General features: G+C 43.2%; 22 protein-coding genes and 2 pseudogenes. 21 read left to right on the top strand and 3 right to left on the bottom strand.

The window, feature by feature from the left end:
* Positions 1-164: 164 nt before the first annotated feature.
* Complete coding sequence (locus VB073_RS10360; protein ID WP_323404095.1) at positions 165-1,346, bottom strand: proline dehydrogenase family protein; 1,182 nt, start codon at positions 1,344-1,346, stop codon at positions 165-167.
* 192 nt (positions 1,347-1,538) lie between these two features.
* Here VB073_RS10360 and pruA point away from each other — a divergent pair, with 192 nt between their 5' ends.
* The 14 genes and pseudogenes from pruA (at position 1,539) to VB073_RS10290 (ending at position 13,536) form a co-directional block, all read left to right on the top strand.
* On the top strand, positions 1,539-3,170 hold the full coding sequence (pruA, locus tag VB073_RS10355; protein WP_323404094.1) for an L-glutamate gamma-semialdehyde dehydrogenase: 1,632 nt from the start codon (positions 1,539-1,541) through the stop codon (positions 3,168-3,170).
* Between the two features lie 279 nt (positions 3,171-3,449).
* Positions 3,450-3,959, top strand: a complete 510-nt coding sequence (locus VB073_RS10350) for a GNAT family N-acetyltransferase (protein ID WP_323404093.1) — start codon at positions 3,450-3,452, stop codon at positions 3,957-3,959.
* Positions 3,960-4,008: 49 nt separating this feature from the next.
* Entirely contained in the window at positions 4,009-4,842 is an 834-nt protein-coding gene (locus tag VB073_RS10345; protein ID WP_323404092.1) for a hypothetical protein, read from the top strand.
* Between the two features lies 1 nt (position 4,843).
* Positions 4,844-5,545 carry a diphthine--ammonia ligase gene (locus tag VB073_RS10340; RefSeq protein ID WP_323404091.1) on the top strand — a complete coding sequence of 234 codons (702 nt, stop codon included), beginning with the start codon at positions 4,844-4,846 and terminating at the stop codon, positions 5,543-5,545.
* Positions 5,546-5,582: 37 nt separating this feature from the next.
* Positions 5,583-6,272 carry an SMUG2 DNA glycosylase family protein gene (locus VB073_RS10335; protein ID WP_323404090.1) on the top strand — a complete coding sequence of 230 codons (690 nt, stop codon included), beginning with the start codon at positions 5,583-5,585 and terminating at the stop codon, positions 6,270-6,272.
* Positions 6,273-6,490: 218 nt separating this feature from the next.
* Positions 6,491-7,198 (top strand): (d)CMP kinase, encoded by a 708-nt coding sequence (gene cmk, locus VB073_RS10330; RefSeq protein WP_323404089.1) that lies wholly within the window; start codon positions 6,491-6,493, stop codon positions 7,196-7,198.
* Positions 7,185-8,078, top strand: a complete 894-nt coding sequence (locus VB073_RS10325) for a 4-hydroxy-3-methylbut-2-enyl diphosphate reductase (RefSeq protein WP_323404088.1) — start codon at positions 7,185-7,187, stop codon at positions 8,076-8,078. The genes cmk and VB073_RS10325 overlap by 14 nt, the downstream gene beginning before the upstream one ends.
* A 119-nt stretch (positions 8,079-8,197) precedes the next feature.
* Entirely contained in the window at positions 8,198-9,181 is a 984-nt protein-coding gene (pfkA, locus tag VB073_RS10320; RefSeq protein WP_323404087.1) for a 6-phosphofructokinase, read from the top strand.
* A gap of 105 nt (positions 9,182-9,286) precedes the next feature.
* Positions 9,287-9,694, top strand: a complete 408-nt coding sequence (gene mce, locus VB073_RS10315; RefSeq protein WP_323404086.1) for a methylmalonyl-CoA epimerase — start codon at positions 9,287-9,289, stop codon at positions 9,692-9,694.
* Positions 9,695-9,742: 48 nt separating this feature from the next.
* On the top strand, positions 9,743-11,305 hold the full coding sequence (locus VB073_RS10310; protein WP_323404085.1) for an acyl-CoA carboxylase subunit beta: 1,563 nt from the start codon (positions 9,743-9,745) through the stop codon (positions 11,303-11,305).
* Positions 11,306-11,476: 171 nt separating this feature from the next.
* A pseudogene (locus VB073_RS17460) lies at positions 11,477-11,638 on the top strand (lamin tail domain-containing protein); the annotation flags it as partial.
* Positions 11,639-11,747: 109 nt separating this feature from the next.
* Entirely contained in the window at positions 11,748-12,182 is a 435-nt protein-coding gene (locus tag VB073_RS10300; protein ID WP_323404083.1) for a biotin/lipoyl-containing protein, read from the top strand.
* 52 nt (positions 12,183-12,234) lie between these two features.
* Complete coding sequence (locus VB073_RS10295) at positions 12,235-13,392, top strand: sodium ion-translocating decarboxylase subunit beta (RefSeq protein ID WP_323404082.1); 1,158 nt, start codon at positions 12,235-12,237, stop codon at positions 13,390-13,392.
* Between the two features lie 12 nt (positions 13,393-13,404).
* On the top strand, positions 13,405-13,536 hold the full coding sequence (locus VB073_RS10290; RefSeq protein ID WP_323404081.1) for an OadG-related small transporter subunit: 132 nt from the start codon (positions 13,405-13,407) through the stop codon (positions 13,534-13,536).
* Positions 13,537-13,595: 59 nt separating this feature from the next.
* On the opposite strand, the gene VB073_RS10285 is transcribed toward VB073_RS10290, so the two are convergent.
* Positions 13,596-14,492, bottom strand: a complete 897-nt coding sequence (locus VB073_RS10285) for an NAD kinase (RefSeq protein ID WP_323404080.1) — start codon at positions 14,490-14,492, stop codon at positions 13,596-13,598.
* Between the two features lie 115 nt (positions 14,493-14,607).
* Positions 14,608-14,985 carry a hypothetical protein gene (locus VB073_RS10280; protein ID WP_323404079.1) on the bottom strand — a complete coding sequence of 126 codons (378 nt, stop codon included), beginning with the start codon at positions 14,983-14,985 and terminating at the stop codon, positions 14,608-14,610.
* A gap of 100 nt (positions 14,986-15,085) precedes the next feature.
* On the opposite strand from VB073_RS10280, the gene VB073_RS10275 reads away from it, so the two are divergent.
* The 7 genes and pseudogenes from VB073_RS10275 to rpsA all read left to right on the top strand — a co-directional run.
* Positions 15,086-15,817, top strand: coding sequence for a pyridoxine 5'-phosphate synthase (locus VB073_RS10275; protein WP_323404078.1), 732 nt, complete (start codon positions 15,086-15,088; stop codon positions 15,815-15,817).
* A 218-nt stretch (positions 15,818-16,035) separates the two neighbouring features.
* Positions 16,036-16,692 carry a MotA/TolQ/ExbB proton channel family protein gene (locus VB073_RS10270; RefSeq protein WP_323404278.1) on the top strand — a complete coding sequence of 219 codons (657 nt, stop codon included), beginning with the start codon at positions 16,036-16,038 and terminating at the stop codon, positions 16,690-16,692.
* Positions 16,693-16,842: 150 nt separating this feature from the next.
* The gene (locus VB073_RS10265; protein WP_323404077.1) at positions 16,843-17,250 is read left to right on the top strand and encodes a biopolymer transporter ExbD; all 408 of its coding nucleotides are present in this window, start codon (positions 16,843-16,845) and stop codon (positions 17,248-17,250) included.
* 14 nt (positions 17,251-17,264) lie between these two features.
* Complete coding sequence (locus tag VB073_RS10260) at positions 17,265-17,924, top strand: hydrolase (RefSeq protein ID WP_323404076.1); 660 nt, start codon at positions 17,265-17,267, stop codon at positions 17,922-17,924.
* A 42-nt stretch (positions 17,925-17,966) separates the two neighbouring features.
* Positions 17,967-18,779 (top strand): TonB family protein, encoded by an 813-nt coding sequence (locus VB073_RS10255; protein WP_323404075.1) that lies wholly within the window; start codon positions 17,967-17,969, stop codon positions 18,777-18,779.
* An 81-nt stretch (positions 18,780-18,860) separates the two neighbouring features.
* Positions 18,861-19,406 carry a DJ-1 family glyoxalase III gene (locus VB073_RS10250; RefSeq protein WP_323404074.1) on the top strand — a complete coding sequence of 182 codons (546 nt, stop codon included), beginning with the start codon at positions 18,861-18,863 and terminating at the stop codon, positions 19,404-19,406.
* 286 nt (positions 19,407-19,692) lie between these two features.
* A pseudogene (gene rpsA, locus VB073_RS10245) lies at positions 19,693-21,483 on the top strand (30S ribosomal protein S1); the annotation flags it as partial.
* Positions 21,484-21,547 lie beyond the last annotated feature (64 nt).

Genomic DNA, 21,547 nt, shown 5'->3' with positions numbered 1-21,547 from the left:
TTGGTTGTAAATCGCAATTGAATTACGTGCGAAGCACTAATAACGCAAGCGTAGCGAGTGAATAACCATCGAATAACGTGAGCGAAGCGAACGAATAACTACTGAATAACATGCGAAGCATGAATAACTACTGAACAACGTACGAAGTGCGAATAACAATTGAATCACTTTCTCCGTTTAATTTCTGTGCGGATCATCCTCAGTTCGCGGCTAGTTTGCCCTTTGACCGACGAATTCTCTTCCGCACGACGGAACAGGTAGGGCATCATTGTCTTCACTGCTCCGTAAGGAACATATTTTGCGACATTATATCCCTGATTCGCTAAATTATAAGTAATATGATCGCTCATGCCGTACAACTGGGAAAAATAGATCCCCCTATGGTTTCGCGGCAGATTATGTTCATCAATCAGACGGGCCAGTAACAGGGAACTCTCTTCATTGTGGGTAGCGACCATAAAGTCGATACTATCCACATGTTCGATGAAATAACGGATAATATCATCAAAATCCCTGTCGGTGGCCGGTTTATCGGGTTGGATTGGCGAAGGGTATCCCCGTTCGGCAGCGCGGTTGCGTTCTTTCTCCATATACGCCCCTCGAACGATCTTCAATCCGAATTTAAATCCTCCCTCCAATGCCATACGATGGTGTTGTTTGATCCGGTTGATACTATCGTGACGATACATCTGATAGGTATTTTGCACAATCGCTTTTTCTTTATTATAGAGGGCCATGAAATTCATCACCATCTCATCGAGCACAGGCTGAATCCAGGTCTCTTCTGCGTCTATCAATATAGGTACGTCCAATTCATATCCTCTCTTAAAAATGGCATCCACACGCTCTTCCACACGACGGTATTCATTTTTCTCTTCATCGGTCAGCGGCTCTTCGGCACTCACTTTAGCCAGCAGATCAAAACGTGCTATTCCGGTGATCTTGAATACGCTGAATGGTACGTTCTTATGGTTACCGGCAAACTCAACGGTACGTATTACCTCTTTGCAGGTAGCATCGAAAGCGTCATCCGACTCCTCTCCCTCCTGGGCATAATCGAGAATAGAATCGACATTACACCGGGCAAGGCGGTCAATCGTCTTACTACAATCTTCAATAGAGATACCTCCCACGAAATGCTTGTAAATAGTATTGCGGATAATACCTTCCACTGGAAAATGAACGGCAAATGAAAAGTTAACCAGATTTTTGCCTATATTCACCAGCGTGCGGCTATTCATAACCCTGAAGAGTTGATATGCTTGTTTCAAACTCGCATTGGATTGATCACCAAAAGCGATTTCCGTATTTTCAAAATTGAGTGGCAGTGTTTCCTTTGATTGCATGCGTTCTCTGTAAGAGTGTTTTATATAAGAGTAATAAAAGCTCTACAAAAATAGCAAAAAGATTCCATTCTTTTATCTGCGAAAAAATAATAATTTTCTCACGAAAACTTCCCTATGAAGCAGTTTTTCAAACATTTTTTGGTAAATTTGTCTCATTCAAATAATAAAAAAACTCATTAATCAGATTAACTTATGTCTAAAGGAGTCTTTCAATTACCCGAAATAAAGAACGAACCCGTCAAGAGCTATGCTCCGGGAACGCCCGAGAGAGCGGCGTTGAAACAGAAACTGGCCGAACTCAACCAAGGAGGTCTCGACCTGCCGATGATTATTGGGGGAAAAGAGGTGCGTACCGGCAACCTGAAGGATGTCCGTCCTCCCCACAATCACCACCATCTTCTGGGACATTACCATCAAGGTGACAAAACACATGTACAAATGGCCATCGATGCCGCATTACAAGCGAAACCTGCATGGGAAGCGATGCATTGGGAAAGCCGTGCAGCTATCTTCCTGAAAGCCGCAGAACTGATTGCAGGCCCCTATCGCTACGAGTTCAATGCCGTCACGATGATAGGCCAATCGAAGAATGCCTACCAATCCGAAATAGATGCCGTATGCGAATTAATCGATTTCTTCCGATACAATGTGAAGAATATGGACACTATTTACCGTATGCAACCCAATTCTTCACCGGGCATCTGGAACCGGATGGTATGGCGTCCGCTCGAAGGATTCATTTTCGCACTCACACCGTTTAATTTCACTTCTATTGCAGGAAACCTGCCCGGCGCTCCGGCATTGATGGGAAATTGCGTGGTTTGGAAGCCTTCAAAAACTGCGATCTACTCCGCACATCTTATCATGAAGGTATTACAGGAAGCCGGACTACCCGATGGCGTAATCAATCTCGTCTATGCCGACGGAAGGGCCGCCGCCGACGTAATCTTCAACCACCGCGAATTTGCGGGCCTGCATTTTACCGGATCCACCGGCGTATTCAACGGAATGTGGCAAACAATTGCCGGCAATATGTCGAAATATAAATCTTACCCCCGCATCGTGGGTGAAACGGGAGGAAAAGATTATGTCTTTGCCGATGCAACTGCCAATCCCAGACAGGTGGCGACAGCACTTACCCGTGGTGCTTTCGAATACCAGGGTCAGAAATGTTCGGCTGCATCCCGTGCTTATATCCCTACCACTTTATGGGAAGAGGTAAAGACGTTTGTGGGTGAAGATCTTGCTAAAATCAAAATTGGCATTGTGGAGGATTTCAGCAATTTCGTGAATGCTGTGATCGACGAAGATTCATTCGATAAACTGGCAAAGGCAATCGACGATGCCAAAGCATCACCCGATGCCGAGATCGTTTTTGGTGGCACTTACGACAAGTCGGAAGGTTATTTTATCAAACCGACTATCATTTTTGCCAAGAAGCCAGATTATATTACGATGAAAGAGGAGCTCTTCGGCCCGATACTCACCGTATATTTGTATGATCCGGCAGACCTCGACAAGATATTGGATATCCTCGATACCACTACCGACTACGCTCTAACCGGCGCCATTTTCTCTGCCGACAGAGCTACCATCGAAAATTTGACCGAAAGGTTGACACACACCGCCGGTAATTTCTATATCAACGACAAGCCCACCGGTGCGGTCGTCGACCAGCAACCCTTCGGCGGCGGACGTGGCTCGGGTACCAACGACAAGGCAGGCTCGGTATTCAACCTGCTACGTTGGGTATCACCGCAGTGTATCAAAGAAACATTCGTTCCGGCAACAGATTATATGTATCCTAACTTCTTGGAAGAGTAATTTATGAGAATCTATCCCGCCGGAAAAAGGCGGGATAGATTTATTTTATACCTTAGTATCAGGAGATAAGAAAGTACTACAAACAACTGTAAAGAAGTCATTAAAGGCACTGACCTTGTCTGATTATAAATCGCTAATCGGATTAAAGTAGGGAACTGAAGCTACCACCTTGAATTGACGTGTAACCATTATCAAAGAAGAGGTGCATGTTTTTTGCAAATAAGCATCCTACAATTGACAGTAAAGACATGAGAGATGAAATAAGTCTAAAACAATTCAATGCAAACCAAAGACATTACATATAGAGACGCCAACATCTCAGACCTGCCACGAATTGTTGAAATATACAACTCAACCATATCTTCAAGGATAGTTACTGCGGACACCAAAGAAGTTTCGGTGGAAAGCAGGCAGAAATGGTTTGATGAACATAATCCGAAGCAAAGGCCTCTTTGGGTTATTGAGGATCATTCAAATCAAATTATTGGTTGGGTAAGTTTTCAGTCATTTTACGGACGACCGGCATACGAAGCAACGGCTGAGATAAGTATATACCTCGATCCGGCACAACGGGGAAAAGGGATAGGAAAACAAGTGCTTCAACATTGTATCAACAATGCACCGAAATTCGGGATTAAAACCTTGCTTGGTTTTATCTTTTCGCACAATGAGCTCAGCCTGAAATTATTCCGGCATCTGGGCTTTGAAGATTGGGGTACACTCCCCAATGTTGCAATCCTTGACGGGCAAGAACGATCATTAAAAATTGTAGGAAAAAGAATTGAATAACACCCTCTAAACTTCAATTATAATATTGTATCAAAAAACATAACAAACAATGAAAAAAGTACTATATCTTATTCTTGCCGGATTTTTACTCTCTTGCAGTTATGGAACACATAAAAAGATTGGTAATAATAACGACCGAATCCCAGGTGACACAAAAAATGAGCAGCAGATAGATGCGGCAGCCACGCCACATAACGCTCTCCAGGGAAATAATACCGACTTAAAAAGTAAGTTATTCGGCGTATTATGGGTTTCTGAAGAATTTAAAAACAGCCTATATAATTCTAACTCTCTGACCAAGGCTGAAAAAACAATTACATTTTATTCCGATATTGTTTCAGACACCAACAGATATGTGTACTGTAACAAGCCTTTTTTCATCGAACCGGACCGTTTAGAATTAAGACCTGACTCCTCGGCCATTGATAAAAACGGTAATTTTGTGTTTAAAATAATCGAAATAGATGATGCAATCATGCGGATAATAACCGCTAAAGACATCGAATACCTCTATAATCGTATTGTCAAAGACAATTTAGGCAAATTAGGATGGGAGTATGAAGCTTTTACAGGATATACTATAATCAAACAACAATGGATCGCCGGAAAATACCACATAACCCTCGATACACTAACTATGGATGCAACACTAAAAGAGGATGGAAAAGTGCTGTCTGATTCAAACCTCAAAAGTATTGTACCAGTTTCATATTCGGGAAAAGATCTCCTCCATTTTCACTTTGGAAATAACTCCATGAGCTTCATTATCCAATCTTATTCCGATACGCTTATCACATTAAAAGGGATTGAAGTATTAACCGACATCGACGACCCGATAGTTCCTAACAACAAAATTGGCTACATGAGAAAGATTGTTAAATAAAATGAGACAAAGAAAGAAAGCGGTTTTTAACTGGAGTGGAGGCAAGGACTCAGCCCTGGCACTTCAGAAGGTGCTGCAAGAGAACGAATTTGAGGTTGTCTCATTATTGACCACCATCAATGAGGATACGCAGGCTTCTTCCATTCATGCCATCCCTCTGGAGATACTGTCAAGACAAGCAGAGAGTATAGGGATTCCCCTTTACGCAGTAGCTTTGGAAAAGAAACCGGGTGATTACGACGACAAAATGAGTGAGGCAACACACCATTTCAAAAGACAAGGTGTTACCCATTTTATATTTGGTGATATTTTTCTGGCGGACGTAAGAAAATATAGGGAGGATAGGCTCACCCCATTAGGGATTGAGGTGGTAGAACCCCTTTGGAGTAAATCGTCCGCAGAGGTGATGGATCATTTCCTCCAATCAGGGATTAAAACAAAAATTATCGTTACCCAAGCCGACAAACTGGATGGAACATTTATCGGAAAAGAATTGGATAAGGAATCGATAAATTTATTCCCTGACGAGATAGATATTTGTGGTGAAAACGGAGAATACCACACGCTAGCATATGCCGGGGGAATATTTAGGAAAGAAGTGAAATTTTCAATATCTCAGGCAAAAAAGATATCGTATAATTTTAGATTAGACGACGGACAAACCAAAACCTATTCCTATTGGCAGGGAGAGTTATCCGTATGAGAAAAAGATTGAATAAGAATGATAATAGTTTGACCATATGATACAAAATATTGCGAATAAGGTCATTGCTTTCAACCGGGAATTGCGTTACACAGGGGGGTTACCTGAAGGCTTTCAGGTAATGAACCCTTTTCTGGAAAATCCGGAGACAATGCAGGTGATGGAGGCTTTTTACCGCAAATACTATAATGATAGCAACCAGCGCAGATTTATCATCGGTATCAACCCGAGCCGTCACGGAGCGGGCGTAACAGGAGTTCCTTTCACCGATACCAAACGGCTAGAGAGTGTATGCGGTATCACCATGCATTCAGCCCATACCCATGAAGTTTCTTCGTGGTTCATGTACGATATGATTGAAGCCTATGGCGGAGTGGAGGAGTTCTACAGCCAATTTTATATCAATTCACCCTTTCCCCTGACGATCATTCGGGCTACGAAAGATGGTAGTTGGCTTAACGCCAATTACTATGACGACAAAAAGCTATTCGAAATGGTAAAAGGATTTATGATTGAATCCCTCAAAAAACATATCGACATAGGCCTCGATACCTCTGAAGTATTTATCCTCGGGAAAAAGAATGCCGACTTCATCGGCAAGCTCAACAAGGAGGAGAAACTTTTCAACCGGATGACCGTTCTGGAGCATCCACGATATATCCAACAATACAAGTCGAAAGAGAAGGAACTCTATATCGACAAATACCTATTGGCACTCGGAAAATAATGCACTGATAAAAAACGTGCGATCATGATCTATTTGAAGAAATTTATTTTGGTTGTTTGAATACAATTTCGAAGCGGATAAAGAGGTATAGACTTTGTTGTTAATTAACGATCTCACAAAAACATTCTATCTTTGTACTTTGTTTATCTCAATCGGGATATTTATCCATTGCAGGTTATCACGGGGAAAGGATAGAAAAGAGAATTACATATTATAATATGCACGCAAAGAAGATTAATATAGCTATCGACGGTTTTTCCTCATGTGGCAAAAGCACAATGGCCAAAGACCTGGCCAGGCAGTTAGGATATACCTATATCGACAGTGGCGCCATGTATCGCGCCATAGCTTTATACGCCATCAGGAAAGGCTGGATTACGGAAACAGCTATGAACGAAGAGGCTCTTCGTGAACATGTTTCTGAAATAAAAATAACATTTACCCCCAATGTACAAGGTATACAGGAAACTTATCTGAACGGAGAAAATGTGGAGAACGAGATCCGTACTTTAGAGGTGGCCAACGGTGCCAGCCGGGTCAGCACCCTTGGTTTTGTACGCAAAGAACTGGTCCGCCAACAACAGCAGATGGGGAAAGAAAAGGGCGTCGTCATGGACGGTCGGGATATAGGAACCGTGGTTTTTCCGGATGCAGAGTTAAAACTCTTCATCACAGCGCCCGCTGAAATACGGGCACAGCGACGTTTCGACGAAATGCAGGCCAAAGGGATTAATCCGCCGGCGTATGAAGAGATCTTGGCCAATGTAAAGGAACGCGACCTGCGCGACACTACCCGTGCCGAAAGCCCGTTACGCAAGGCAGATGATGCCATCGAACTCGACAACACCCATGTCAATATCGATGGACAATTGCAATGGGCATTGGATATGTTTCACAGAATCACAGCAAAAAATGAGCAAAATTGAAATAGACAGGAAATCCGGATGCTGCTTTGGAGTGGAGAAAGCGATTATCAGGGCAGAGGAAGAATTGCAAAAAGGAGGCACCCTTTATTGTCTGGGCGATATTGTGCACAATAATATAGAGGTGGAACGCCTGGAAAAGATGGGGATGATTACCATCAATCATGAGCAGTTCAAAGAATTAAAAAATGTAAGGGTATTGCTTCGTGCACACGGCGAACCCCCCAGCACTTACGAAATAGCCAGACAAAATAATATTGAACTTATTGATGCTTCTTGTCCGGTAGTGTTAGGTTTACAGAAAAGGATCAAAAAGAAGTTCGTAAATGCGGAAAGCGACGACACGCAGATCGTCATATTCGGGAAAAGAGGACACGCAGAGGTAAATGGACTGCTTGGCCAGACCGATGAATCTGCCATTGTCATAGAGAGTAAAGAGGAGATCGAAAAGCTGGACTTCACAAAGGATATCAATCTCTTTTCTCAGACCACCAAATCTCTTGAAGGATTCCGGGAAGTAGGAGAACTGATCAGATCACGCATGCAGAACGGTGCGAAATTTGAATTTTATGACACCATCTGCCGGCAGGTATCCAACAGAGTTCCCAATATACAGGAATTTGCGGAAAATCATGATCTCATCTTTTTCATAGCTGGAGAAAAAAGTTCCAATGGAAAAGTATTGTTTGCCGAGTGTAAGAAAAAGAATCCCAATTCATATCTTATCCATCACCCTGATGAGATAGATCCCGCACTCCTGAAGGAAGACATCAGGATAGGCATTTGCGGGGCCACCTCCACCCCGATGTGGCAAATGGAGGCTGTAGCGCAAAACATTGCGAGACTACAACCTCTGATGGAAGTTGAAAAAGCTGCTTTTTAAGCAGCTTTTTTTGTGTGCATCGTTAAAAAAATCTATCTTTGCGTCTCGTTATTGTAAAGGAGTTTTTTTAGAAACTCAGATAAATAACACCCAAATCTTCAAAGACTAACATTTCAACTATGGATTCTAATATAAAAAGCGTAGGTGTCCTCACTTCAGGGGGAGACGCACCTGGTATGAATGCCGCCATCCGTGCGGTTACACGTGCCGCAATATTCAACAACATGAAAGTATACGGCATCTATAGAGGATATAGAGGCCTGATCTCAGACGAGATAGTGGAGTTCAAGACCAATAGCGTAAGTAATATCATCCAGCAGGGAGGGACTATGTTGAAGACAGCCCGTTCGGCTGATTTCATGACCGAAGAAGGTCGCAGAGTCGCTTATGAGAACATGCAGAAGCATGGTATCGAAGCTCTGGTTGTGATTGGTGGAGATGGCTCTCTTACAGGGGCAGCTATTTTCGCCAGCGAATATAATATCCCGGTAGTAGGACTTCCCGGCACCATTGACAATGACCTGAACGGCACCGATACGACGATCGGATACGATACTGCTCTAAACACTATTATGCAGTCGATGGACAAAATACGCGATACGGCTACTTCTCACGAGCGCCTGTTCTTCATCGAAGTGATGGGGCGTAACTGCGGTTATCTGGCTCTCAACAGCGCTATTGCCTCGGGAGCCGAAGCCGCCATCATCCCCGAAATAAGTATAGAAAAAGACCAGTTGGCTGAACTGATCGAGCAGGGTTTCCGCAAGTCAAAGAACAGTAGCATGGTACTTGTTACCGAAAGCGAAGTAACCGGTGGCGCCATGAAGTTGGCAGAACGTGTAAAAACCGAATATCCACAATATGATGTACGTGTCTCCATACTCGGGCACTTGCAGCGTGGCGGCTCACCCACAGCACAGGACCGTATCCTGGCAAGCCGGATGGGTGTGGCAGCTATACAGGCTTTGATGGAATATCAACGTAACGTGATGATTGGTATCAGGGAAAACGAGATAGTTTATGTTCCCTTCAAGAGAGCCATTAAAAAAGACAGGGAAATCAGCAGGGAAATGCTGGAGGTACTACGTATCTCCTCCATCTAACGATTTCTTCTATCTGAAAATCATTCAAAAAATAAATATATCTTTTTTATTCTTTTTTATGATTGAAAGACGTACATTTGCAGTCAAACTTAGAAACATAACAATATGAAAATTACACACATTGAACACATCGGTATAGCCGTAAAAAGCATAGAAGAGCAACTCCCTTATTATGAAGGGATTTTAGGGCTAAAATGCTACAACATCGAGACAGTAGAAGATCAAAAGGTAAAAACTGCATTTTTCATGGTGGGACAGACCAAGATTGAACTTCTCGAGCCGACCGATGAAGAGAGTACCATCGCTAAATTTATCGAAAAAAGAGGTGAAGGAATACATCATATCGCTTATGCCACAGAAAATGTAAACGAAGCCTTGAATGAATTGGATGGTAAAGGGGTGAGATTGATAGACCGTGAAGCGCGCGGTGGTGCTGAAGGTTTACGTATCGCTTTTCTGCATCCCAAATCTACGGGTAGTGTCCTCACTGAACTATGTGAGCATCCTGAATAACCCAAGCATAAAAGTACCGAAAACAACTAATTTTAATAAATCATTCATATGAGCAACCAACTCGAAAAGGTAAAAGAACTTATCCAATTGCGTGAAAAAGCCCGTCTGGGTGGCGGTGAAAAAAGAATTGAATCACAACACCAGAAGGGAAAATACACAGCACGTGAACGTATTTCCATGCTTTTAGACGAAGGCAGTTTCGAAGAATTCGACATGTTCGTGGAACATCGTTGTCACAATTTCGGAATGGAGAAAACCAAATTCCTGGGAGACGGAGTAGTAACCGGTTACGGAACCATTGACGGACGACTCACCTATGTTTTCGCACAGGATTTCACCGTCTCAGGCGGTTCCTTATCCGAAATGCAGGCAAAAAAAATCTGTAAAGTGATGGATCAGGCTCTGAAAATGGGTGCACCTCTGATTGGCATCAATGACTCTGGTGGTGCACGTATTCAGGAAGGTATCAATGCATTGGCAGGCTATGCCGAAATATTCCAACGCAATATCCTGGCATCAGGTGTGATCCCTCAGATATCGGGAATTTTCGGCCCTTGTGCCGGCGGAGCAGTTTATTCCCCCGCCCTGACCGATTTTATCATTATGAGCAAAGGCACATCATATATGTTCCTCACCGGTCCGAAAGTGGTAAAAACAGTTACCGGTGAAGATGTTACCCAGGAAGAGTTGGGAGGTGCAAGTGTTCACTCCTCTAAATCAGGTGTATCACAATTCCAGGTAGAGACCGAAGAGGACGGAATGGCACTCATCCGTAAACTGCTCAGCTATATTCCACAGAACAACCTGGAAGAAGCTCCATTACAACCAAACGAAGACCCGATCGACAGATTGGAAGACGGCCTCAACGAAATCATCCCCGATAGTCCCAACAAACCGTACGACATGTATGAAGTGATAGGAGGCATCGTTGATAATGGTGAGTTCTTGGAAGTACATGCCGATTATGCGAAAAATATCATTGTAGGTTTTGCTCGATTCAACGGACAATCAGTCGGAATTGTAGCTAACCAGCCTAAATATCTTGCAGGGGTACTCGATATAAATGCTTCACGTAAGGCAGCCCGCTTTGTACGTTTTTGTGATGCATTTAATATTGCAATTGTTTCTTTGGTAGACGTTCCCGGCTTCCTGCCCGGAACAGGTCAAGAGTACGGCGGAGTGATTACTCACGGAGCAAAATTACTATATGCCTATGGTGAAGCCACTGTCCCAAAAGTAACCGTTACCCTACGTAAATCCTATGGAGGAGCTCATATTGTGATGAGTTGCAAGCAACTTCGCGGTGACATCAATTATGCATGGCCAACCGCTGAAATCGCAGTGATGGGTGCAGACGGGGCTGTAGAAGTACTTTACAGCAGGGAGATAGCCTCTGAAACCGATCCTGCACTGAAAGCCACTGTCACAGAAGAAAAGAAACAGGAATACAACAATCTGTTTGCTAATCCTTACGAAGCTGCACGCTACGGATATATCGATGATGTGATCGAGCCGAGGAATACCCGGTTCCGTATCATTCGTGCCTTACAACAATTACAGACCAAGAAGCTGGTAAATCTGCCTAAGAAGCATGATAACCTGCCGTTGTAAATTTAATTTGGAGTAGCTATGACAATTCAAACAATATTAATAATAGTTGCGGTTCTTGTACTTCTGTTTATTATAATCAGGAGTGCGAGAAAAAATTCTGCAAAATCCCGCCAAAAACAAAGCGAAGGCACATCAAGCGGCACAACTGGAGAAACAACAACCAGTAATGAAATACCCGGCGAAGTGTTGACTGCTATATTTATGGCATTGCATGAAGAGCAGGAAGAGGTACATGACGTCGAGAATACCGTCCTTACGCTTGAACCGGTGATCAGGAATTACTCTCCCTGGAATTCGAAAATCTATGGATTAAGGGAACTTCCGCACAGATAAATCCACTCAGTTTATAAATTATTTCAAATTAATTATCGAAATGAAACGAGCATAAAAATGTCAATATTGCGAGTTCCATACACCGAAATAAAAAAAGTAAAATAATCGTATGAAACAATATAAATACAAAATCAACGGCAATCCTTACAATGTCGTCGTGAACAATATCAACGAGGAAGCTGCCGAAGTGGAAGTGAACGGGACTACTTACTCCGTTCAGATAGAGCCGAAAAAGAAAAAGATAACTTCCGCTTTCAAAAAACCGGCACAGGCAGGGAAACCTCAGCCTGACGTAAAAACACCAGTTGCCAGACAGCCTTCAAATACGGGTAGTAATGCTTTGAAATCACCATTACCTGGTATCATACTTGAAATTGCCTGCAAGGTGGGAGATACTGTAAAGAAAGGACAAAAAGTACTTGTGCTGGAAGCGATGAAAATGGAAAACAATATCATAGCAGACAGAGACGGTACAATTAAAGATATCAAAGTAACAAAAGGCGACTCAGTGTTGGAGGGAGCAGAACTGCTTATTATAGCTTGATAAAGCTATAGTCGCATTTTTCTAATAACAGAAAAATTAACAAAATAGATTTATGGGTTTAGAACAACTGTTACCTGCCATTGCAGATATGACATGGCAAGACTTGATAATGATAGGGGTAGGACTTCTACTCGTCTATCTGGCTATCGCCAAAGAGTATGAACCGACACTACTGCTCCCAATGGGGTTTGGCGCCATTATGGTGAACATTCCCTGGTCCTCAGCACTCACTCAAATTGATCCGGCAACAGGACAAGCAGTAGAAGGTGTGCTTAACGTCTTCTTTGAAGCGGGAATTGCTACGGAGATCTTTCCGTTGCTTATATTTATTGCTATCGGGGCAATGATCGATTTCGGCCCCTTATTCCGGAATCCTTCTTTATTGCTGTTTGGAGCGGCAGCCCAATTCGGTATATTTATGACGATGTTGCTTGCTACTTCTCTGGGCTACGACTTAAGGGAGGCTGCGTCCATCGGAATTATCGGTGCGGCAGACGGACCCACCTCTATTGTTGTGGCATCACGGTTTGCACCTAATCTGCTAGGCCCCATATCCGTGGCAGCATACTCTTACATGGCGCTCGTACCCATTATCCAGCCACCGGTCATCCGGTTGCTGACTACCCGTAAAGAACGGCTTATCAGAATGTCATCTGCAGACCACAATAACAAAAAGATATCGAAAAAAGCGTTGATCGCCTTCCCCGTCGTAGTGACTATCGTGGCTGGGATCATTGCTCCTTCTTCGCTCTCTTTGATCGGATTCCTGATGTTCGGTAATCTGATCCGTGAATGCGGCGTATTGAATAAATTGTCATTATCTGCACAGAATGAACTGGCAAGTCTGGTAACCCTGTTGCTTGGTATCACGATTGCCAGTACGATGACAGCCGACCGTTTTATCCGTCTCGATACGCTTCTTATCATTGGGTTAGGTCTTTTTGCCTTTATCTTTGATACTTTCGGAGGAGTGATCTTCGCAAAATTCCTGAACCTGTTCCGTAAGGAGGGTAATAAGATCAATCCGATGGTGGGTGCCTGCGGTATCTCTGCATTCCCCATGTCTGCCCGTGTAATCCATCAGATGGGACAAAAAGAGGATCCCTACAACTTCCTGCTTATGCCGGCCATCAGCGCCAATGTAGGAGGTCAGATAGGTTCAGTGGTTGCGGGAGGTATCATATTAACCCTTGTTCCTTTATTCGCTTAAAACAAATTGATTATGTCACCAACAGTACAAACAGCACTGGTCATCGCAGGAATTGGAATAGTCGGGATTTTCATTTTCATGGCTGTCTTTTACCTGCTCATTCTTGCTCTTGATAAATTTCTTCCCGAAAAAGAGGAGAAGTAGAAAAGAGTGAAGTTAATTGTGAGGATATCTCTTATAAAAACAGGTAAGTGGACTTCCGCTTACCTGTTTTGTTTTCTTACATCTGCTCCCCACATCAATTTATCACGAAGTGTTTCATAGAAAGTATGCCCTACCCGTTTCACCACACGAAGCGTATAATCATCTTTTCTCACCTGGATACTTACTGATTCATCCAATACCCTCGATTCACCATCCACCGAGACAAGAAACATACGGCTACGACTCTCCACTTTCAATGAGATAATACTGCTATCGTCGACCACCAACGACCTTGATGTAAGGTTATGGGGAGCAATAGCCGAAAGAATAATGCTGGGAGTAGTAGGTGATAAAATGGAGCCGCCGATACTCAGCGAATAGGCAGTAGATCCGGTGGGTGTTGATATCACTAAACCGTCTGCCTGATAGGAAGTAAGATAATCGTTATTAATATAAGCATGGATTGAGAGCATGGAAGCCGTATCCTGCTTCAGAATAGCGACTTCATTCAGTGCATGCACATTAAACTGTTCCGGAGGAAAAGCTTCATCGGTCGACAATTTCAATAATGTACGATCTTCAATCTTATAAGTTCCTTCCATCACCTCCAGGATTGTTTCTTCCATATCGGTATAATTAATGGCTGCCAGAAAACCCAACCGCCCCGTATTGATACCCAGGATAGGAATACCCGAATTGGCCACTGTACCTGCCGTTCTCAGGAATGTTCCGTCACCCCCTACACTCACCGCCATATCCACGGGAGGCAATTTTTCTTCCAACGTGCAAAGCGGGGTAATTCGTTGTCGTAAAGGTGCCGGCAAACTATCAAAAAAAGCCGTAGGCAGACATAACTCTCCTCCATTTCTATTAATGGCTTCACACACCCCACATATCTGCTCTTCGGCCTTGGCAGTTCTGTCGGGGAACATACTCCCGAATAAAGCAAATTTCATCTTTTTTATTGTTAGAAATTATAGAAGTTGAAAATTAGAACTGAGAAGAGTCAAGAAGTCTTGGCTCTTGGTATTTCTCCTCATTATTCTCATTGGCACATCATCACATCAACCATCACATTTCCAAATAATAGATCAACTCATCTAACCTCTTCTTTTGTGTATCGGTCACTTCCCCTTCTTTCATGAAATAATAAACAATATTATAATTGAATCGTTCAAAACTTCTTAAGAGTACGGTCACATCATCTATATCAAGCTTTAAAGAGACCAACAGGTGCTCTCCTCCTGAGATAGGTATGGTGTTGAGTGCTGTTATATGGGTATTGTTACTCTCCACAATACGGGCTATATCCGTAAGTGTATAATCTTTCAACGGGACTTCCAGGATGATAAGAGAATTTTCCATCATGGAAAGTTCAGTAAACTGCTCCGGTGTAAGCGATGAACTGAATTTTTCTACCTGATCTTTGATAAATTCTTTGGTCGACATTGCTCAAAACAGTTATTTCGTATTACTTTTGTATCTGATTTACAAAGATGGCAAAATTTTGTCTAAAAATAATCGTATGACAAATTGTTTGTAAAAATTTATGACTAAGCTTAGTGTTAATGTAAACAAAGTAGCTACTTTGAGGAATGCACGTGGCGGGAATATTCCCGATCTGGTGCAGGTAGTTACTGACTGCCAGCTTTTCGGGGCTGATGGTATCACGGTTCATCCTCGCCCCGATCAGCGACATGTGCGTTATACCGATGTATTCGATTTGCAGGCAAAAGTATATACAGAATTCAATATTGAAGGTAATCCAACTCCGGAATTCATCTCCCTGATCAGAAAGATCAGACCCACCCAGGTAACGCTTGTTCCCGACGCTCATGACGCAATTACATCCAACACCGGATGGGATACCATTACCAATAAGGATTTTCTGTCGGATGTGGTGAATGAATTTCAATCGATGGGAGTGCGTACCTCTATTTTTATCAATGCAGAGCCGGAAATGGTACGGATGGCATCGCAAATAGGAACGGACAGGGTCGAACTATATACCGGCCCCTATGCCGAAAAATATCGTGCAAATAAAGAAAAGGCGATCGCTCCTTTTATTGAAGCAGCTACCCTGGCAAAGAATCTCGGTTTGGGCGTAAATGCCGGACACGATCTGAATCTGGAGAACCTCGCTTATCTCTACATAAATATTCCCTGGTTGAAGGAGGTATCTATCGGCCATTCGCTTATCAGTGATGCGCTATATATGGGATTAAAAGAAACAATAAAAGCGTATAAAAATTGTTTAAAAGAATCCCTGGGCGAGGTTTGACAATTCAAATTAACTACCTTTATCCACAAAACAGCATCGAGAAACTTCCTTTTAGGATAAGCATTGAAACGAGCAGAAAAATCATTGCACACGGGAATATGAATTACGAAATAATCGACATTGTAAATATATAGAGTTTACTAAAGAAAAAATAGTATCAAATGAATCTATTGCAAATACCTGTGCCGGGAGATACAGCCCAGGCAATTTACAACACTATGCAGCAGATGGCGACTGCCCAGACAGAGGCTGCCACTATGAATGCTTTCGACCTGGCGCTGAAAGGCGGTTGGTTGATGATTATTCTTCTCATCCTTCTACTGATGACTATATACGTCCTTATCGAAAGAGCGCTAGTCATCAATAAAGCCAGTAAAGATGATAATTCATTCATGAACCGTATCAAAGATTACATCCTTGATGGAAAAATTGATGCAGCTGTGGCGCTTTGCCGGAACACCGATACCCCATCCTCACGTATGGTGGAAAAAGGTATTTCCCGCCTGGGAAGACCGACAGCCGATGTGATGTCGGCCATTGAAAATCAAGGGAACATAGAAATATCGAAACTTGAGAAAGGAATTGCCGCATTGGCAACTTCCTCGTCGGGAGCACCTATGGTGGGATTTTTGGGAACTGTGACCGGAATGGTAAAAGCATTTATGAGTATGGCAAGTGCTGGCTCCAACGTGAGTATAACCACGCTCTCTGCCGGTATTTATGAAGCATTGGTAACTACTGTTGCCGGTCTTATTGTGGGTATCATCGCCCTGTTTGCTTTCAATTACCTTACCAATCGTATCAAGGGTATTGTAAACAGGTTAGAGATGAGAATTATGGAGTTCATGGACATCCTCAATGAACCGGCAGCATAATTATTCAGTCGTTATTCAGTAGATTTTCAATAATTGTTCTGTAAATATTCGGTTGTTCTTCTAAAATAACATGGGCGAAGCGAATAAATAACGGCAAAGCCGAACAACGTGCGAAGCACGAATAACGCGAAGCGAAAAACTATTAGCATTATGGCTTTAAAACAACGGTTTTCGATAGAATCGAATTTCAGCATGGCGTCTATGACTGATATGATCTTCCTGTTACTTATTTTCTTTATGATCACTTCCACTATTGTTGTACCGAACGCGATACAGGTATTATTGCCCCGGTCGCAACAACAGGCGCAGGCAAAACCCATTACAAGGGTGACGATAGACAAGGATCTCAATTATTATATAGCTAACGCCCATGAGAAGGAAAGACAAGTGCCTTTCGAAGCGATTACTCCTTTCCTACAATCGGCTTATACGGCTGATCCTAATATATTTGTGGCACTTTATGCCGATGAAACTATACCCTACCGCGAGATTGTACGGGTACTGGACATTGCCAATCAGAACCGATTTAAAATGGTACTGATGACACGACCGAATTAATAGGAACAATCGTGATGAGAAAGGCTCCCGCATATCCCAGTCGACTCAGGAAAAATATAGTGAAGGTTCCTGAAATTATCGAAACCTGCTCGGGGATTAATATCTTCGGACAGTCGCTCAAGTCTTTCTTATTCAGTACCGACGTGGCTATCATCCGCAACACCAATGCTGATGCGATTATTGCTGTTTATCCGTTTACACCGCAGCCACTGATATCGCATGCGCTTATCCTTGCTGCCGATAAACCCATATTCTGCGGTGTTGGAGGGGGGATCACCACAGGGGAAAGATGTATAGAACTTGCCATCGATGCGGAATTTCAGGGTGCATTGGGTGTTATATTGAACAAACCTGCACAAAACGATATGATCCGGAAGATGAAGATGAAAATTGATATTCCCATCATCATCACTATCGTATCGGATAAAGATGACATAAAAGAGCGAATCAATGCAGGAATAGATATCTTCAATGTCTCAGGAGCCGAGAAAACGACAGATATCGTCAAAAAGATCAGGGACATAGATGACAACATCCCTATTATAGCCACAGGTGGAAAAAGCGATGAGACTATTCAAAAAATAATTGAGGCCGGTGCTAACGCGGTTTCTTACACCCCGCCCACCACGGCCGAATTATTCAAAGAAATAATGATAAGATATCGGAGCGAATAAAAACGCCCCTGGTATATGTACAAATCCAGTTATCAGAGATATATGATCACAAGAGAAAAAATAGCAGCAGCAATAGGAACGATACTTTTTACAGTATTGCTTTTCCTTATTCTGTTATTCTCTGTTTTTACATTTTCATTTCCTCCCGAGGAACTGGAAGGAATACCGGTAATGTTTGGCTCCACACCGGATGCTTTTGGTACTCATGAGCCACCCATGACTGAGGTAGTAGCGACACCTACCCCTACCCAAGCCCCTGCGGTTCCACCCCATTCTCCTGTAATTCCATCTAATTCTCCTGCAGAACCGTTAATCACCCAGACCACGGAACCAACTATCGACGTGGAAGCAGAAAAGGAAGAAGAACGACGTAGGGAACAAGCTGCGGCAGAACGCCGGGCACAGGAAGAAGCTCTACGACGCAGAAATGAAGAGGAGGCCAAGAAGCGACAAATTAACCAACAGATGTCGGGACTTTTCGGAGAAAGTTCGGGAAGCCGGGGTAATACTCAGGGAGAAGGAGTACAAGGAGTTTCTACCGGAAATTCCACTCAAGGGGCAACTTCAGGTACTGGAGGAATAGGTACCTATGATTTGGGAGGACGCAGCCTCAGAGGAAGTGGAGGACTTATTCAACCCAATTACACGGTGAATGATGAAGGTAAAGTCGTTGTAAATATCACAGTTGATCCCGAGGGTAATGTAATTCATGCAGAGATTGGAAGCGGAACAAATACAGGAAATACAACCCTTCGGAACGAGGCTATGACAGCCGCAAAACGCACTAAATTCAACGCTATCACTTCGGGCAACAACCAAAAGGGAACCATCACGTATAATTTCAGACTCAGATAAAAACAGTATTGGCAGGCACTTAAATAACTTATATACTAATAAATAAGGTGATTTTTAAGTTTCACTAAAAAAACAGGAATCATGAAGAAAGTAGCCCTCTTTTTAGCTAACGGTTTTGAAGAAATTGAAGCGCTCGCGACCGTGGATATTTTGAGAAGAGCGCAGATACCGGTTGAAACCATATCCATTTCGAATGAAAAAACAGTAACCGGTGCACACAATCTACCGGTCATTGCTGACAAGACCTTCCAGGAAGCTGATTTCTCAGATGTAGAGGTACTGATCTTACCGGGTGGTATGCCGGGTGCAAAAAACCTCAACGAACATGAGGGATTAAAGCAATTGATTACAAAATTCAATGAGGAAGAAAAGCAGATCGCAGCCATCTGTGCCGCACCCATGGTATTGGGTGGACTTGGCCTGCTCAGGGATAAACGCGCCACCTGCTACCCTGGTTTTGAAGCAGAACTGACAGGAGCACGAGCAATAGGTGAAAATGTAGTGGTCGACAGCAATATCACCACAGGAAGAGGTCCCGGCCTTACATTCGACTTTGCACTAAGATTAGTAGAACAGATTGTAGGACTTAAAACGCGGCAGGAAGTACAAAACGGATTACTCCTCTGATTTTCACAAGTAAGGATATGACTAAAGAGGAGACCATTCAATGTTCTATAGAGTTCCTCTAACTCGCAAAATTAATGGTGCAGATAGTTCACTAAAGTTAGGCTTTTTGAGTAGCCTTCGCTCCTCGATTGTTAATTCTCGCAATGGCAAAATCCAAGCAAGCTTGACTTTTGCTCATATTGCTTAGCGAAAATGTTGTCTATTAACAAAGAAACAACTACCTTTGCACCGTTTTTTATATTCACATAATGTCTCACTTATTTAATTGAAATTTATTTCACAACAAATGACAGAAAATTTAAACAATGTGGCTCCTATAGAAGATTTCGACTGGGCCGCCTATGCTGAAGGAGATTCTTACAGCAAAGAAAGCAAAGAAAAGCTTACCGAAAGCTACGACAACACCTTGAACAAAATCAATGACAAGGAAGTAGTAAACGGTACTGTTACCTCCATGAACAAACGAGAAGTGGTTGTAAACATCGGTTACAAGTCCGATGGTGTGGTATCGATGAATGAATTCCGCTACAACCCAAACCTGAAAATTGGCGACGAAGTAGAAGTATACATCGAAAGCCAGGAAGATAAAAAAGGACAATTGATCCTTTCTCACAAAAAAGCACGTGCTTCCCGCTCCTGGGATCGGGTCAATGCCGCGCTTGAAAACAACGAAATTATCAACGGATACATCAAATGCCGTACAAAAGGCGGTATGATCGTGGATGTATTCGGTATCGAAGCCTTCCTCCCGGGATCACAGATCGACGTGAAACCGATCCGCGACTACGATATCTTTGTTGACAAGACAATGGAATTCAAGGTAGTAAAAATTAATCCTGAATACAAGAACGTCGTTGTATCACACAAAGCGCTTATCGAGGAAGAACTCGAACAACAGAAGAAAGAGATTATCTCAAAACTCGAAAAGGGCCAGGTACTCGAAGGTGTCGTGAAGAATATCACTTCTTACGGTGTATTCGTCGACCTTGGGGGCGTGGACGGCCTCGTACACATTACCGACCTCTCTTGGGGACGCATTCAGCACCCGGATGAAGTGGTGAAACTGGACGACAAGATCAATGTGGTAATCCTCGACTTCGACAATGAAAAAAAACGTATCGCACTCGGTCTGAAACAGTTGACCCCGCACCCATGGGATTCTTTGAGCGAAACCCTGAAAGTGGGCGATATCGTCAAAGGTAAAGTGGTTGTGATCGCCGATTACGGTGCATTTGTAGAGATTGCTCCGGGCGTAGAAGGATTGATCCACGTTTCAGAAATGAGCTGGACACAACACCTGCACAGCGCACAAGACTTTATGCATGTAGGTGAAGAGGTAGAAGCAGTCATCCTGACGCTCGACCGCGACGAACGCAAAATGTCGCTTGGTATCAAACAACTCAAACCCGATCCATGGGAAGATATCGAACAGAAATATCCGGTTGGCAGCACGCACACTGCTACCGTGCGTAACTTTACCAACTTCGGTGCATTTGTGGAAATTGAAGACGGCGTAGAAGGATTGATCCATATCTCCGACCTTTCCTGGACGAAGAAGATCAAACACCCGAGCGAAATAACCGAAATCGGTGCTCCTATAAAAGTACAGGTACTCGATATCGACAAGGAAAATCGTCGTTTGAGCCTTGGTCACAAACAACTGGAAGAAAACCCGTGGGATGTATTTGAAACCATCTTTACTGTAGGTTCTATCCATGAAGGCACCATCATCGAAATGCTCGACAAAGGTGCTGTGGTATCTCTCCCCTACGGCGTAGAAGGATTTGCTACTCCCAAACATCTTGTGAAAGAGGACAACTCTCAGGCACAAATGGATGAGAAACTGGAATTCAAAGTGATCGAGTTCAACAAAGATGCAAAACGTATCATTGTTTCTCACAGCCGCATCCATGAAGATCTGGCCGATGACACCAGAAAGAAAAGCAATAACAAGCGTGCCAGTGGTGGTAGGAAAGACGGTGGTAATGAAGCCGCTGCGGCCATACCCGCAATGGAAAAAACCACCTTGGGTGACATCGAAGAATTGGCTGCTTTGAAAGAAAAGCTTGACAACCAGAAGATAGAAGCACTCAACAAGAAAGTGAAACAGGAAGAAGCTGCCAAGGAAGCCAAAGCTGCTG

Source organism: Proteiniphilum sp., from assembly GCF_034927365.1.
Taxonomy (GTDB): domain Bacteria; phylum Bacteroidota; class Bacteroidia; order Bacteroidales; family Dysgonomonadaceae; genus Proteiniphilum.
Note: the sequence above shows the minus strand (reverse complement) of the source record. Positions and strands in the feature narration are given on the sequence as shown.

What these genes read in the sequence shown, in the direction of transcription:
- VB073_RS10310 (WP_323404085.1), top strand. Translation starts at nt 9,743, where the DNA reads ATGAGCAACCAACTCGAAAAGGTAAAAGAACTTATCCAATTGCGTGAA.
- VB073_RS10265 (WP_323404077.1), top strand. Translation starts at nt 16,843, where the DNA reads ATGGCTTTAAAACAACGGTTTTCGATAGAATCGAATTTCAGCATGGCG.
- VB073_RS10335 (WP_323404090.1), top strand. Translation starts at nt 5,583, where the DNA reads ATGATACAAAATATTGCGAATAAGGTCATTGCTTTCAACCGGGAATTG.
- VB073_RS10340 (WP_323404091.1), top strand. Translation starts at nt 4,844, where the DNA reads ATGAGACAAAGAAAGAAAGCGGTTTTTAACTGGAGTGGAGGCAAGGAC.
- VB073_RS10345 (WP_323404092.1), top strand. Translation starts at nt 4,009, where the DNA reads ATGAAAAAAGTACTATATCTTATTCTTGCCGGATTTTTACTCTCTTGC.
- VB073_RS10270 (WP_323404278.1), top strand. Translation starts at nt 16,036, where the DNA reads ATGCAGCAGATGGCGACTGCCCAGACAGAGGCTGCCACTATGAATGCT.
- VB073_RS10260 (WP_323404076.1), top strand. Translation starts at nt 17,265, where the DNA reads ATGAGAAAGGCTCCCGCATATCCCAGTCGACTCAGGAAAAATATAGTG.
- pruA (WP_323404094.1), top strand. Translation starts at nt 1,539, where the DNA reads ATGTCTAAAGGAGTCTTTCAATTACCCGAAATAAAGAACGAACCCGTC.
- VB073_RS10360 (WP_323404095.1), bottom strand. Translation starts at nt 1,346, where the DNA reads ATGCAATCAAAGGAAACACTGCCACTCAATTTTGAAAATACGGAAATC.
- VB073_RS10350 (WP_323404093.1), top strand. Translation starts at nt 3,450, where the DNA reads ATGCAAACCAAAGACATTACATATAGAGACGCCAACATCTCAGACCTG.
- VB073_RS10290 (WP_323404081.1), top strand. Translation starts at nt 13,405, where the DNA reads ATGTCACCAACAGTACAAACAGCACTGGTCATCGCAGGAATTGGAATA.
- VB073_RS10275 (WP_323404078.1), top strand. Translation starts at nt 15,086, where the DNA reads ATGACTAAGCTTAGTGTTAATGTAAACAAAGTAGCTACTTTGAGGAAT.
- VB073_RS10250 (WP_323404074.1), top strand. Translation starts at nt 18,861, where the DNA reads ATGAAGAAAGTAGCCCTCTTTTTAGCTAACGGTTTTGAAGAAATTGAA.
- mce (WP_323404086.1), top strand. Translation starts at nt 9,287, where the DNA reads ATGAAAATTACACACATTGAACACATCGGTATAGCCGTAAAAAGCATA.
- VB073_RS10295 (WP_323404082.1), top strand. Translation starts at nt 12,235, where the DNA reads ATGGGTTTAGAACAACTGTTACCTGCCATTGCAGATATGACATGGCAA.
- VB073_RS10325 (WP_323404088.1), top strand. Translation starts at nt 7,185, where the DNA reads ATGAGCAAAATTGAAATAGACAGGAAATCCGGATGCTGCTTTGGAGTG.
- VB073_RS10255 (WP_323404075.1), top strand. Translation starts at nt 17,967, where the DNA reads ATGATCACAAGAGAAAAAATAGCAGCAGCAATAGGAACGATACTTTTT.
- VB073_RS10300 (WP_323404083.1), top strand. Translation starts at nt 11,748, where the DNA reads ATGAAACAATATAAATACAAAATCAACGGCAATCCTTACAATGTCGTC.
- VB073_RS10285 (WP_323404080.1), bottom strand. Translation starts at nt 14,492, where the DNA reads ATGAAATTTGCTTTATTCGGGAGTATGTTCCCCGACAGAACTGCCAAG.
- pfkA (WP_323404087.1), top strand. Translation starts at nt 8,198, where the DNA reads ATGGATTCTAATATAAAAAGCGTAGGTGTCCTCACTTCAGGGGGAGAC.
- VB073_RS10280 (WP_323404079.1), bottom strand. Translation starts at nt 14,985, where the DNA reads ATGTCGACCAAAGAATTTATCAAAGATCAGGTAGAAAAATTCAGTTCA.
- cmk (WP_323404089.1), top strand. Translation starts at nt 6,491, where the DNA reads ATGCACGCAAAGAAGATTAATATAGCTATCGACGGTTTTTCCTCATGT.